Below are 13,327 nucleotides of genomic sequence, written 5' to 3'. Positions count from 1 at the left end.
TCGCTTGAAAATGCTCTATCTCTTTGTTTTATCGCTTTTTCTTTACGCGAACCGGTGTCCACTTCGCTTGAAAATGCTCTAGCTGAAGAATCGGGCCGGCCGGAAATGCGCGAGTTCCGGGCATGCCTTGCCGCTCATGATCTCGTCCGCCGCCATCGCTCCGAGCGCGGGCGAAAGCGTCGCGCCGCTGTGGGTGACCATGAGATAGTAGCCTTCGAGGTTCGGTACGGGGCCGATGGCGGACAGGCCGTCCCTTGGAATCGGACGCTGGGTGACGCGGCTTGCTTCCGGCTTCACCGGCGCAATTCCGGGCAGGATCCGTGTCAAGCGCGCGACGAGGTCGGCCGCCTGATCGAGGCCGGGACGCTCGGTGATCTCGGGCGTAACCAGGGCATCGGCCGGACCCCAGTGCACCATCAATCTGCCAGCGCCATCCGGACGGAAATCGCAAACCGGCGTGGCGACGACACGCTGGATCGAGGCGGGAACGGGAGGCGTGAAGACCAGGAACCCGACAGTTGGCGCCAGCGGCACATTCGGGGCCGTTCCCGCAATCGTGTCGTTCGACCAGCGCCCCGTGCAGTTGACCACGACATCGGCCTTCAGGGTGTCTCCTGCCTCGGTGTGTACCCCCTTGACCTTGCCGCCCTGCACGAGAAGCCCGGTCACCTTCGTTTGCGTGTGCAACTGCGCGCCCTTGCGGCGTGCAGCGCTCATCATCGCGTGGGAATAGACGACAGGATCGAGCCAGCCGTCCTTCGGATACCAGGCGACAGGCGCATCGCCCACAGCCGCAGGATCGATATCGGGTTCAAGCTCGAGCAGCTGCTGGCGATCGATCCATTCGACCGGATAATCCCATTCCTTGAGGCGAGCCACCTTGGCGCGGTGTTCGTCCCGCCCCGCCTCGTCCCGCCATTCGACACGACCGCCGGAATGCCACCACGGCGTCGCGCCAAACTCGTCCTTCAGCGCCGCATGCGCTCGCATGCCGGCGACATTCAGATCGTGATAGGGGCGGGGCGCCTTGTTGCTGGAATTCGTCCAGGCGAAGCTGATGCCGGAGGTGCCGCCGCCGACGCGCGTGGCTTCCAGCACCGTGACCTTCGCGCCCGCGAGCGCAAGACGATAGGCCACCGACGTCCCCAGGACGCCGGCACCGACGACGATGATCTCAGGCATAAGCGTATTTCCGATCGAATGAGGGACGATTGGCATGAGCGCCGGAACTACTGCGCCTGCCGCGCGGACCAGCCGTCACGAACCAGGGCCTTGAGATCGGAAAGCGACATGGTCTCGAGCCCGATGTCGCCGAGCAGGTCGTTCTCGCTCGCGAAATCGCGGCCATAAAGTGCCGAGAAGACATCGATGCCAGCCTGATGCAGCGTGGCCGGCCGATCGGTCAATTTGCCGAGCAGCACGGTCGGATGCAGACCGAAAGGCGCATCCTCCAGCACATAGCGCGTGTCGATGCTGTCCGGCCCGTTGCCGCCATTGCCGCGTTCGGCGAGTTTGCGGGCCATCTCGCCGACCGGTCCGGGCTCGACATGGAAGGAGAGGTTGTAGTGCTCGCGGATGGTCCGAACCTTGTAGCCGGCGGCCTCGGCGATGGCGAGGCGTTCCGCATCGAGCGCCTCGAGCAGACGACCGACGGAGTCGGTGTTGTTTTCGTTCTGGCCCCAGGTTTCGCCGTGCTCCATGCGTGTGAAATTGCACAGGGCAATGCCGAGATGGTTCTGCGGATTGAGGTTCGAGAGTGAAATCGCCAGCGCGTCGGAGCGCTCGACGAAGCGGTCTCCGAACAGGTCCTGACAGATTTTCAGGCCACGCGCGCCAGCCGAGGCGGGGATGGTCGCGATATCGACCTTGGAGCGGATCGTCGAGACATTCACGCTGGCATCGCCCGTGCGGCGTCCTGCCGTCACAGTGGTTCCCCAGACAACGACCGGGATGTCGAGCCCGCGTTCCGCAATCTTCTTGGCGATATAGAGGCCGCTGAACGAGGTGTGCGAGCTGATGATGACGATCTGACCGCTGGCCAGATGGGGAGCGGCGGCGTCCATCGCCATGCGATGGCCATTGGCCGGCAAGGCCACCAGGACGGCGTCAGCGCCGGCAATCGCATCGCCCGCGCTCGCCGCCATCGTGACCTTGAACGTCCCGTCGAGCGAGCCCGTCGCCGCTAGCGGCTTGCCCGCGACGATGCTTTGCCCGGTCTTGCCGGAGGGCGACCAGAGCACAGGCTCATGGCCGAGGGAGGCGAGCAGCGCAGCATTGCCATAGGCTATCGAGCCCGCACCGAGTATTGCGACACGCATCGTATGATTCCTTGGGAATTTTAAGATTTTCGGAGCGCCGGGCCAACGGCCCGGCGCTGATGGCGACATCGAAATCAGTATTTGTACCCGGCCTTTTCCATATATTGCTTGGCCAGAGTCATGTCATAGGCGATCGGCTTGAGCAGATCGTGGTCATAGTCTTCGGAGGTGAAGGGAATTGGCACCGTTCCGGGCTTGCCGAAACCGGCAACGACGTTCTTGATGATCTGCTCGCGCGGGATCATGTGGCTCATGGCCTTGCGGACATAGGCCGCAGCCTCAGCCGCACGGCTGGGATCCTGCTTGCCGAGCGGGGTTTCGACGCCAGTTCCGAAGACCGGGTGGTTCATGTTCAGGCAGGTCTGCATCCACTTGAAGGAATCGAAGCGATTGACGGTGCCCCATGAGGGATCGATCGTCTCGAGCAGCCCGCCGACGTCGTACATCGGATCATGCGCATCGATGGAGCCGGCCTTGATCGCGCTCAGCACGGCGTCGGCACCCTGAATGTTGACCACGTAGAACGTCTTCACATTGCCTTCGGTCGTCTTCCAGTAGTTTTCGTTCTTGATGTATTTGTATGCCTTGCGGGCCGGATCGAACCCCTGCGGAATCCATGGCCCCGTGCCGATACCGCCCTTGGCCTCGAAGGTCTTGCCGTCGGAAGTCTTGACCGGAAAGGTGCCGAGCCAGGTACTGATGACATGGCCACGCAGTTCCTCGGGCTTGAGGCCCTGATAGGCGTGCTTCGGCATGATCGCGATCACCGGCAGGATGAAATCCCGGAACATCACGTTCGGCTCCCGCAAGGTCACGGTAATCTCGTGCGTGCCGGTTACCTTGTAGGCATCCTTGCTGCCCAGGACGGTCGCGAGGGGCGACTGGAAGACGCTGGCATAGGTCTTGTCGATCACCGTATCCCAGGTGAACTTGACATCTTCGGCGGTGAACTCCTCTCCGCTATGCCATTTCACGCCCTTGCGCAGAGTCAGCACCCAGGCCTTGCCGTCCTCCGAGATCGCCACTGACTCCGCCAGCGCCGGGACGAGCTTCTTGTTGGCCCAGCTGTCGTATTCGAACAGCGCGTTGTAGACAGGACCGAAGATATTGGCCTCGTTGTAGCCGCTGCCATACATCGGGATGAGTTGGCTCGGCGGTTGCCAGGACGCGAAGGTGGCCGTGACGTCGCCAGTCGCCCCCTCGATCGTCCAGTTCTCGGGACGCGGATAGAAGACCGGGTTGTAGGTCGTCGATTCCATGCCCTTCAGCTTCGGATTGGTGATGATCACCTCTTCCGGATAGAAGACGACATGGAGCGGCTCGATCTCGTACCAGCGCTTCATGAAGGCGGTGATCGCCGCCTTGCGGTCGGCCGGTGAGACGGCGCGCGAATATTTCTCGATCGCCTCATCGATCTGCTTGTCGGCGATGCGGTAGTAGTTCTGCCCATTGGGTGGAAAATTCTTGCTGTGGAAGAGTGTCTCGGGCAGCGGCACGAGCCCACTGTAGTAAATCCGCTCGGAATACATGTCCCAGCCGCCGTCGACATGCGTCTTGCCGCTGTCGTTGGCACGTCGCGCGATCACGACGGAGGGTGGCTGATAGCTCGAGACGATATCGATGCCGAGGCGGGCGAACTGCTTGCCGATCAGGTCCGTCCAGATCATCCGCGACTGGAGGTTGTTGAAGATCATCAGGTAGAGCTTGAAGAACGGCGGCTTGGCGAGCGCCGCCTCCGGTATCCCGCCGGCCGCGAGCGCGGCCGCTCCGGCTCCGGACCATTTCAGCACATCGCGTCGTGTCGATTTCCCTGACATCGATTTTCCCCTTGAGTCTTGGTGCTGCGAAATAAACGGGCCGAGAGCGTCCGGCGCTCAGGCCTGGAAGCGCGAAGGACGAAACTGCGCCAGCTCCGGGCGTTCCCTGCCACGCAGGACTTCGTCGGCCACGGCCTGGCCGAGGAAGGGAGACAGCGTCACGCCGCTATGGGTCACGACGACGTAGTAGCCGTCGACGCCGCGGGCCGGTCCGACGGTGGAGAGGCCATCGGCGGGGATCGGTCTCACGGTCGTGCGCACCGCCTCGGCCTCGACGCCGGCCAAACCGGGCAGAAGCTCGGTCGCGCTTGCGAGCGCGATCTTCGCCTCCTCGCAATCCGGCAGGCGGCTTTCCAACCCGGCGAAACGATCGTCGAGCGAGTCCTTGCGGATCATCAGGCGCCCTGCCCCGTCCGGACGGACATCGACATCGGGCGCATGGAAGGGCCGGCGCAGATCAACACCGACTGGCGGCGTGAAAACGAGGAAGCCCACGGTCGGCGCCAACGGGACATTCGGCGCCGTCTCGCTCACCGTATCGTTGGACCAGCGCCCGGTGCAGTTGATGACGAGGTCGGCTGCGTGGACAGCGCCCGTATCATCCCGAGCGCCGACGACACGACCATTGCGGGTCTCGATCCCGGTCACTTTCACGCCGGTCTTCAGCGCCGCTCCATAGCGCTGACGGGCAGCGCGCAGCATGGCGCCTGCGTAATGGACCGGGTCCACCCAGCCTTCTTCAGGGCAGAAAGCGATCTGGGCCTTGTCCGAAACGGCGTCGATCGCCAGTTCCGGCTCGAGCTCCTGCAACCGCTTCTTGTCGATGAATTCCGCCGCATAGCCCCACTCGCGCAGCCGCTCGACCTTTTTCGCCTGAGCCGCGACCTCCGCCGGATCGACGCGCCACTCCAGGCTGCCGCTCTGATGGAACCAGGGTGTCGAGCCGAACTCATCCTTCAACGCGGCATGCGCACGCATGCCTGCGACGTTGAGGTCGTGATAGGGGCGCGGTGTCTTGTTGTTGGAATTCGTCCAGGCGAAGCTTACCCCCGATGTTCCGGCGCCAACGCGAGAGGTTTCGAGGACCGTGACCTTCGCGCCGCCCTGGGCGACGCGGTAGGCGATGGAACTGCCGACAATTCCGGCTCCGACGACGATAACGTTCATCATGGCGTTTCCTATGGTGTCTTCCCGCACTCAGCGCGGGTTGTGGCAAGCGAAGCCGTGGGTGCCGTCTGGCGCGGACAGCGGCGGAATTTGTTGGGAACAGACAGGCAGTGCGGCAGGGCAGCGGGTGTGAAAGACACAGCCCGACGGTCGCCGGACCACACTGGGGACTTCGCCCTGGATCGCCTGGCGCTGCGTCTGGTTTGACGGATCAGGCACGGGAATGGCCGAGATCAGGGCGGCCGTGTAGTGATGCCGCGGTCGTGCGAAAATCTCGTCGACCTCGCCGATCTCGACGAGATTACCGAGATACATCACCGCGATGCGGTTGCTCAGAAAGCGCACGGAACTCAGGTCGTGCGAGATATAGAGATAGGAGAGTCCGAGGTCCTCCTGCAGGTCCGCCAGCAGATTGAGGACCTGCGCCCGCACCGAGACGTCGAGCGAGGAGACAGGCTCGTCGCAGATCAGCAGCCGCGGCTCGACCGCCAGCGCGCGCGCGATCCCGATGCGTTGGCGCTGCCCGCCGGAGAATTCGTGCGGATAGCGATCGGCATAGTCCGGCGGCAGCCCGACCCGCTCCAGCAGGCTTTCCACTGTCGCGTCCCAGTCCTCCCTGGGGGCATGACCATGCACACGGAGCGGCTCGGTCAGGATCTGCCTGACGCTCCAGCGCGGATTGAGCGAAAGATAGGGATCCTGGAAGACGTATTGCATCTGACGGCGCAGGGCGAGCACGTCCGGCCGCCGGTCCTCGGCGAACGTCGCCCGGATATCGGTTTCGCCGAGGCGGATCGCTCCGGCAGTCGGTTCGACGAGGTGCAGGATCGCGCGGGCCGCCGTTGTCTTGCCGCAGCCGCTCTCGCCGACGATGCTCAGTGTCTCGCCAGCCGCCACGCTGAAACTGATATCGTTGACGGCGCGGATTTCGCCCGTGACCGTCTGGCGGAAGAGACCGCGGCGGCGCAGCGGGTAGCTCTTCACCAACCCATCGACGGTCAGGAGAGGCTGGGGTGTGCTGTGCTGGCGGAGGGCCAGGGTCGGCTCAATCATGGCTCGCCACTCCGGCGCTACCGCGTTTCAGGCAGTGAACGACACGGCCTGTCTCGATCGCTGCGGCCTCAGGCACCAGGCGTGCGCAGTCCGGCGCGGCCTCGGGACAGCGCCCGGCGAAGCGGCAGCCGCCACCGAGAGATTGTCCGGGCGCTACGGCGCGCCCGACCGTCGGCAAGCGCTCGCGACGCCCCTCACCGTCGACGGCGTAGCGCCGGTCGATGCGCGGCGTGCTCGCCAGAAGGGCCTGCGTGTAGGGGTGGGAGGGCCGCGCGAAGATGGCGTGCTTGTCGCCCGTCTCGCAGACCTGGCCCGCATACATGACCGTGATGCGATCGGCGATGCGAGCCACGACGCCCATGTCATGCGTGACGAAGATCATCGACATGCCGAACCGTGCCTTCAGATCTTCGAAGAGATCGAGGATCTGGGCCTGGATCGTGACGTCGAGCGCCGTCGTCGGCTCGTCCGCGAGCACGAGCGCCGGGTTGCAGAGCAGCGCGCGGGCAATGCAGACACGCTGCTTCATGCCGCCGCTCATCTCATGGGGATACTGCGACAGCCGCGAACCGGGATCGGTTATGCCAACGAGGCGAAACAGCTCCTCCACCCGCTGCAGAGCCATGCTGCGCGGCATCTTCTCGTGAACCTTCAGGATCTCGGCGAGTTGCGCGCCGACCGTCATCAGAGGGTTCAACGAGTAGCCGGGATTCTGGAAGACCATGGCGAGCCTGCGCCCGCGCAGCTTCTGCATCTCGCCCTGCGACTTCGCGGCGAGATCCTCGCCATCGAACATGATGCGGCCACCGGCGATCCTTGCGGGAGGTGGCAAAAGGTTCAAAATCGCGAGACTCGACAGGGTCTTGCCGCTGCCGGATTCTCCGACGATGCCCATCGTCTCGCCGGCGCGAACCTGAAAGCTGACGTCCTCGATGATCCGAACGGGCTCGTTCCAGGGGGGAAACTGAATCCGCAGGTTCTCGACGCTGACCAGGCTGCGGGCCGGCGGCGTCAATGGGCCCATATCGTCGATCGATGTGGTGGCGGCTGGCTTGGCAGCGGCTGGCTTGGCGACAGCTGGCTTGGCGGTGGTGAGGCTCGTCATCTCAGCGCTTCGCCCGCGGGTTGAAGGCATCGGTCAGCCCGTCCGCCAGGAGGTTGAAGCCGAGCACCGTGATGAAGATGGCGACACCCGGGCTGAGCGATGCCCAGGGAGCGACTTTCAGCGCCTCGTAGTTGAAGTAGAGCAATTGCCCCCAGCTCACCGCGGCCGGGTCGCCGAAACCGAGGAAGCCGATCATCGCCTCCGCCAGCACGGCCCCGCCGATGCCGAGCGCCACGATGACGACAAGGGACGGCAGCGCGTTCGGCAGAATGTGCCGGAACAGGATATCGCCCGATGTCGCGCCGATGCAGCGCGCCGCCTCGACGAATTCCTGGTTCTTCAGGCGCAGGAATTCCGCACGCGTCATCCGGGCGATCGGGGCCCAGGAGAAGACGCCGATCAGCAGGATGATGACGCCGAGATTGAGATACGGCACGCTTTCGAAGGGCGTGTTGACGACCGCCACGCCGAGCAGGCGAATGACGGCGAGGATGACGACGAACATCGGAATGACGAGGAAGAAATCGGTGAAGCGCATCAGCACCTCATCCGTGGTGCCGCCGCGATACCCGGCAAAGCCGCCGACCAGCACGCCGATCAGCGAGGCGATCGACATGGCTCCAAGTCCGACGGCAAGTGCCGTCGGTGCACCATAGATCACCCGGCTGGCGACATCGTAGCCCATGCGGTCCGTCCCCAGCGGGTGGACCCAGCTCGGGGGCGCCTTTGCGCCGGGGTCGATCATCGGGCTCTGGTCCTGCGGATCGAAGGGCGCGACGAACGGCCCGACCACCGCGGTCGCGACGACGAGCAGGACGAGGATGAGGCCGAGCATGCCGGTTCGGCTGCGCGTGAAGCGCTGCCAGCCTTGTCGCCAGATGCCCTTGACCGGGCGACGGGCCGGCTTTGCGGGAAACGGCCGATGAGCCGTGATCGTTTGATCGCTCACGTGCTCACTCCAGGCTGATGCGGGGGTCGATGAGGACGTAGATGACGTCCGTCAGCAGGGTGGTGCAGATCAGCATGAAGGCGATGACCGCGCTCGCCCCCATGATGACGGGGTAGTCGAGCTGATGGATCGCGGAGATGTAGAGATATCCCAGCCCCGGCCAGGTGAAGACGGATTCGGTCACCGGCGCCGTGCCCAGCATCAGGCCGATCAGCAGACCGAGATAGGTCAGCATCGGGATGAAGGCCGCCCGCAGCGCGTGCACATAGATGACCCGCCGCTCGGGGATACCGCTCGCGCGCATCGCCGCGATGAAGTCGCTCTTCAGCACATCGACCATGTTCGAGCGCATCAAGAGCGTCAGCGTCGCGGTGTTGAAGAAGGTCAGCATCGCGATCGGCAGGACCATGTGCCAGAGCGCATCGAGCGTCGGGCTGCCCCAGAGCGGATTGCGGGTCGAATAGGCGCCGTAGCTCGGCAGCCAGTCCAGGCTGTACGAGAAGATGAAGATCAGCAGGATGCCGAGGAAGAAGGCCGGCAGCGACTGCCCCAGCAGCGCCGTGGCCATCACCGCAAAATCGGAGCGCGAGTGCTGCCGGCGCGCCGCCGTGACCCCGAACAGGATCGCGATCGCAAGGGCGATCAGAATCGCGGGAAGCTGGATCTTGAGGGTCTGCCAACCCCAGGTGAGGATAAGCGAGCCGACCGGCTGGTTGTAGACGATGCTCGTGCCGAAATCGAGTTGAACGATCCGGCTCAGCCAGAGCAGGTAGCGCGTCATCGGTGGATGATCGAGCCCGTAATAGGCCTTCATCCGATCGATCACCTCCCCGGTCATTCCCGGAGTTTCCGCCATCATCAATTCGATGGGGTTGCCGATCGAATTGACCAGAAAGAAGATCGCTGCGCTGACCCCCAGCATCAGCAGGGCCGCAAAGATCGTTCTCCTGGTCAGGAAGACGAAAATCCGCATCAGCGAATACTTCTCCAGGTCAACGGGGCAACAGATCTCCTTCGTTCCACCGCGTTGTTAAACGCGCATGGAACTGGCGGGCTCTGTTTGATCTACGTCAATGACAGGGAGCGTATGAGCCGAAAAATTGGCCGTCAAAGAATATGTTTTTGCTAGTTCATTCCTTCAGGTTATGACCTCCACCCCCCCGCACAACAGCATCCGAGCAGCGCCTAAGCATCGGCCCGATAGCCAAGCCGCTCGAATTCGTCCTCGAGATCGCGGGTCAAGGCCTCGGCAAGGGAAGAGCTGCTGAGGCTGAGGGGCCGCAGGTGCCAGACAGGGAAGGAAATCTCTGGCAGGAAGGGCTTCACGACGAGGCCGCGGCCGCCAAAGGCTCGCGCATTGATCTCGTCGACGATGGCGACGCCCGCCCCGTTCGCGACCAGAGCGCAGGTCAAATGCGCCATCGGAGCCTCGATCATGATCCGCAACCGCACGCCGGCTGCATCAAAGGCCTTCTCGATGATCGTGCTGCGCTCGATCGCACCGATCGAGACATAGTCCTCTCCGTCGAGATCCTCGGGCCGCACCTCGCTGCGCCCCGCCAGGCGATGCTGTTCGGGAACGATACAGACGCCCGGTATGCGCGCCATGACGCGGCAGGCGACGTTCGGATGGGGCGTCGAGGTATTGGCGATGCCGAGATCGATTTGCCCGGCGATGGCCCATTCGATCACGCGCTCGGAACTGCGCGAATGCAACGAGATCGTCGTATTCTCGTGCTTGCGACGGAAACGCGCGATCAGCGGCGGCATCAGCGTGCCGGCCAGCGCCGGTTTCACTCCCAGATTCAGGCGGCCAAGGCGCATTTGGCTGATGTCCTTCGACATCCGTTCAAGCCGCTCGATGCTTTCCCAGGTCCGCTGGACCTCCGCGAAGAACAGTTCGCCGTCGCGCGTCGGCTTGAGACGTCCCTTGGCGCGCTGGAACAGCGTGATCCCCGTCGACCTCTCAAGCTGGACGAGCATCTTGCTCGCTGCCGGCTGCGAGATAGCCATGATCTCGCCCGCCTGCGTCAGCGTCCCGAACTTCATGATGTAGCGGAAAAGCTCGACATGCCTGAGATTCATCTACGCACCACCCCTTGCTCGTGATCGAGAGTTCCGACATCGCCGCGCGTCTGCGCAGCACCCGTGTCGAATCCAGACTGCGACCCTTGTCCGGCCATACTCAGCGACAACCCGCCTCAGTCGGTCGTCAAGCTTCGGGAAGAGTGAAAGACGCAGCCGTCAGTTGTCCCGTCGAAAAGGTGACGGCGGCAACAGGCTGGCACTGAACGCCTCAACCAACTTGCTCGTGGGCCGACCGCGCTGGCGGAACAGATAGATCGGCACGCGAATCCTCGGACTGAAGGCACGAAACACGAGCCCCTTCCCAACCTGGGTGCGAGCGGCCTCGCTGTCGACGATGCCCACGCCGCATCCCGCCGCAACAAGGGTGCAGACCGTGACACCCAGGCTTGCATCGATCATCGAGCGGTAGCGCACGCTGGCGCCATCGAGGGCCTGGGACAGCCGACGCCGGAATTCGTCATCCAGTCCGAGCCCGACGATAGCCGCGTCGGCGAGGTCTTCGGCCCGGATATCCGGCCTGCTCGTCAGCGGATGCCCTTCCGGCAGCGCGATGACCCCTTCGAGGTCGAACAGCTTGCGGCGCGACAGGTTATATTCCTCGCTTCGGAGCTGGGCGATGCCGAGATCGATCTCGCCCGTGCCGACCAGGCGGGCGGCGTCGGTGGAATTGCTCGAATGCAGTGAAACCGTGACATCCGGATGAGCTGCGGAAAACTGCGCAACCATCGTCGGGAGCCAGGCGATACCAAGCGCAGGAATCGTGCTGACCACGATGCGGCCTTGCTTGCGGTCGCGCAGACTGGCAGCGAAGCGCGTCAGATTCTGCATTCCGAAATAGGTGCGCTCGACTTCCGTGTAGAGGGCCCGCGCCTCTTCCGTTGCCGCGATCCCCTTGGTGGTGCGCGAGAAGAGCCGCAACCCCAGTTCGTCTTCGAGCAGTTTCAGCGCCTTGCTGACCGCCGGTTGCGAGATCCGCAGCATCGTCGCCGCCTCCGTGATGGAGCCGGAATCCATGATCGCCTTGAAGACCTCAACCTGCCGATAATTCATGCGGCCTCGCCATAACCTCAGTTCATATACATCGCATAATTATGAATTTGAGGCAGATCAATGCGTGTGGTTTTCTGAAGGCTGTCGCTGACCTTGCTGCGCCCGATCCAATCGCGGCGCGAAAGCGACCAAGAAGCAAAACAGCAATCCCACCATGGCGTTCGGCTGGGCACCCGTCCTGCTGCGCCGTCATGGAACGATATCTTTGCGAGCTTGGGGAACAGTCGAACATGCGCAACCTTCGTCGATCCTGCTACGTCACCGTTCTATCTGCCGGCGTGTCGATCATGGCCATCCAGGTCCAGGCGCAGCCGGCCGGCACCCTTCGCGTCGCGGTCGGTGCGGACCCGGCGACATTCGATCCTGCCTTCAACGATCTCCCGGTTGGCAATGCGGTTGATCTGGCCGTCATGGAGGGCCTCTTCCGGCTCGATCCGCAGAACAACGTCCAGAAGAATCTTGCGACAGACTACGCCTTCTCGCCCGATGGGAAGGTCTTCACGGTGAAGATCCGGACAGGCAGGACGTTCAGCAACGGCGACCCGCTGAACGCCGAAGCCGTCGCGGCAAGTTTCAACCGCATGCTCGATGAGAAGACCGGCTCGATCTATCGCGGTCTCTACGCTTCGCTCGGGACGATCAAGGCGGTGGGCGAGGATACCGTCGAGTTCCACCTCGCCGAGCCGAACGGGCATATCCTGATGCTGCTGTCCAACACCGCCGCCAGCATCGTCAACGTCAAGGCCCTGCGGGCCATGGGCGCCGAATATGGCCGCAAGCCCGTCGGCTCCGGCCCTTACATGGTCGAGAAATTCATCGGTGGCGAAGGCTTCAGGCTCGTCCCCAATCCTTCCTATTCCGGCGATTACCCGGCGACGCTCAAGGCCATCGACTTCACCGTGGTTCCCGAAGACGGGTCCCGCATGGCGCTGCTGGAGACTGGCAGCGTCGATGTCGTCGAACGCGTGCCGCCTGAATCCATGCCGGCGATCAACGCCTTGAAGAACGCCAAGGTCATCAACCCGCCCAGCATGTTCTCCATCAACATGGAGATGGTGCTGCGCGGGCCACTCGCCGACCCGCGCGTGCGCAAGGCGTTGAACCTCGCGATCGATCGGGAAGGCATCACCAAGGGGATTCTTGGCGGGCTGGGAACGCCATCGGTCGGCATGGTCGGCCCAGGTACGCAGGACGAGTTGCGCAAGACCTTCCCGCCGATCGCCTTTGACCCGGAAGGCGCCAAGAAGCTGCTCGCCGAGGCCGGCTACAAGCCGGGCCAACTCACCCTCAGCTTCACCTGCCCGACCGGGCGCTACATCAAGGACTCGCAGGTCTGCCAGGCCCTTGCCGGTTCGTTCGAGAATATCGGGATCAAGGCGGCGCCGCTCGTCGTTGATCGCGGCACATGGAGCAAGGTCATCGGCATGGAGCCGGCCCAGCGGACCGACAACATGGGCATGGTCGGCCGCGCCACCGCGGGCATGGACTACACGCTCTACCGCCTGTTCTTCACCGGGGTCGGCGCGAACAGGACCGGCTACACCAATCCCCGCGTCGATGCGTTGCTGAAAGAGGGCCGCGCGACAACTGATCCGGCGAAGCAGAAGGAGATCTATGGCGAAATCCAGAACATCGTCTGGAGCGACCAGCCCTTCCTCTTCCTCTGGTACCAGACCCAGGCGCTGGGCGTAGCCAACCGCGTGCAGGGACTGGCGATCCAGCCGAACGAAACGCTGGTGTTCGACAAAGTCACGCTGAAGTGAGGCTAGCCATAGCGGAG

The 13,327-nt window shown here is 63.5% G+C and carries 11 protein-coding genes; 1 reads left to right on the top strand and 10 read right to left on the bottom strand.

Annotation, left to right across the window (positions count from 1 at the left end; translation table 11 throughout):
- Window positions 1–78: 78 nt before the first annotated feature.
- The 10 genes from FG93_RS24095 to FG93_RS24050 form a co-directional block, all read right to left on the bottom strand.
- On the bottom strand, window positions 79–1,182 hold the full coding sequence (locus FG93_RS24095) for an FAD-binding oxidoreductase (RefSeq protein ID WP_052514131.1): 1,104 nt from the start codon (window positions 1,180–1,182) through the stop codon (window positions 79–81).
- Window positions 1,183–1,229: 47 nt separating this feature from the next.
- Window positions 1,230–2,318: an NAD/NADP-dependent octopine/nopaline dehydrogenase family protein gene (locus FG93_RS24090; protein WP_043239391.1), complete on the bottom strand. Its 1,089-nt coding sequence runs from the start codon at window positions 2,316–2,318 to the stop codon at window positions 1,230–1,232.
- 74 nt (window positions 2,319–2,392) lie between these two features.
- On the bottom strand, window positions 2,393–4,135 hold the full coding sequence (locus tag FG93_RS24085) for an ABC transporter substrate-binding protein (protein WP_081881809.1): 1,743 nt from the start codon (window positions 4,133–4,135) through the stop codon (window positions 2,393–2,395).
- Window positions 4,136–4,192: 57 nt separating this feature from the next.
- Window positions 4,193–5,305, bottom strand: coding sequence for an FAD-binding oxidoreductase (locus tag FG93_RS24080; RefSeq protein ID WP_052514130.1), 1,113 nt, complete (start codon window positions 5,303–5,305; stop codon window positions 4,193–4,195).
- Between the two features lie 27 nt (window positions 5,306–5,332).
- Window positions 5,333–6,355 (bottom strand): ABC transporter ATP-binding protein, encoded by a 1,023-nt coding sequence (locus FG93_RS24075; protein WP_052514129.1) that lies wholly within the window; start codon window positions 6,353–6,355, stop codon window positions 5,333–5,335.
- Window positions 6,348–7,460 (bottom strand): ABC transporter ATP-binding protein, encoded by a 1,113-nt coding sequence (locus FG93_RS24070; protein ID WP_052514128.1) that lies wholly within the window; start codon window positions 7,458–7,460, stop codon window positions 6,348–6,350. Before FG93_RS24070 ends, FG93_RS24075 begins: the two co-directional genes overlap by 8 nt.
- Window position 7,461: 1 nt before the next feature.
- Entirely contained in the window at window positions 7,462–8,409 is a 948-nt protein-coding gene (locus FG93_RS24065; protein WP_052514127.1) for an ABC transporter permease, read from the bottom strand.
- A gap of 4 nt (window positions 8,410–8,413) precedes the next feature.
- Window positions 8,414–9,382, bottom strand: a complete 969-nt coding sequence (locus FG93_RS24060; protein ID WP_043239386.1) for an ABC transporter permease — start codon at window positions 9,380–9,382, stop codon at window positions 8,414–8,416.
- Window positions 9,383–9,594: 212 nt separating this feature from the next.
- Entirely contained in the window at window positions 9,595–10,494 is a 900-nt protein-coding gene (locus tag FG93_RS24055) for a LysR substrate-binding domain-containing protein (protein ID WP_052514126.1), read from the bottom strand.
- Window positions 10,495–10,653: 159 nt separating this feature from the next.
- Window positions 10,654–11,547, bottom strand: a complete 894-nt coding sequence (locus FG93_RS24050) for a LysR family transcriptional regulator (RefSeq protein WP_043239384.1) — start codon at window positions 11,545–11,547, stop codon at window positions 10,654–10,656.
- Window positions 11,548–11,777: 230 nt separating this feature from the next.
- Here FG93_RS24050 and FG93_RS24045 point away from each other — a divergent pair, with 230 nt between their 5' ends.
- On the top strand, window positions 11,778–13,310 hold the full coding sequence (locus tag FG93_RS24045) for an ABC transporter substrate-binding protein (RefSeq protein ID WP_161783877.1): 1,533 nt from the start codon (window positions 11,778–11,780) through the stop codon (window positions 13,308–13,310).
- The last annotated feature ends 17 nt before the right edge of the window (window positions 13,311–13,327 follow it).

The sequence above is a fragment of the Allobosea sp. LC85 genome (assembly GCF_000735605.1).
Lineage (GTDB): Bacteria > Pseudomonadota > Alphaproteobacteria > Rhizobiales > Beijerinckiaceae > Allobosea.
This window is presented reverse-complemented; position numbering and strand designations above follow the sequence as displayed.

Excerpts from the sequence above, each read along its gene's own strand:
- FG93_RS24050 (WP_043239384.1), bottom strand. The coding sequence starts at position 11,547 with ATGAATTATCGGCAGGTTGAGGTCTTCAAGGCGATCATGGATTCCGGC.
- FG93_RS24070 (WP_052514128.1), bottom strand. The coding sequence starts at position 7,460 with ATGACGAGCCTCACCACCGCCAAGCCAGCTGTCGCCAAGCCAGCCGCT.
- FG93_RS24085 (WP_081881809.1), bottom strand. The coding sequence starts at position 4,135 with ATGTCAGGGAAATCGACACGACGCGATGTGCTGAAATGGTCCGGAGCC.
- FG93_RS24055 (WP_052514126.1), bottom strand. The coding sequence starts at position 10,494 with ATGAATCTCAGGCATGTCGAGCTTTTCCGCTACATCATGAAGTTCGGG.
- FG93_RS24080 (WP_052514130.1), bottom strand. The coding sequence starts at position 5,305 with ATGATGAACGTTATCGTCGTCGGAGCCGGAATTGTCGGCAGTTCCATC.
- FG93_RS24095 (WP_052514131.1), bottom strand. The coding sequence starts at position 1,182 with ATGCCTGAGATCATCGTCGTCGGTGCCGGCGTCCTGGGGACGTCGGTG.
- FG93_RS24045 (WP_161783877.1), top strand. The coding sequence starts at position 11,778 with ATGCGCAACCTTCGTCGATCCTGCTACGTCACCGTTCTATCTGCCGGC.
- FG93_RS24075 (WP_052514129.1), bottom strand. The coding sequence starts at position 6,355 with ATGATTGAGCCGACCCTGGCCCTCCGCCAGCACAGCACACCCCAGCCT.
- FG93_RS24060 (WP_043239386.1), bottom strand. The coding sequence starts at position 9,382 with ATGCGGATTTTCGTCTTCCTGACCAGGAGAACGATCTTTGCGGCCCTG.
- FG93_RS24090 (WP_043239391.1), bottom strand. The coding sequence starts at position 2,318 with ATGCGTGTCGCAATACTCGGTGCGGGCTCGATAGCCTATGGCAATGCT.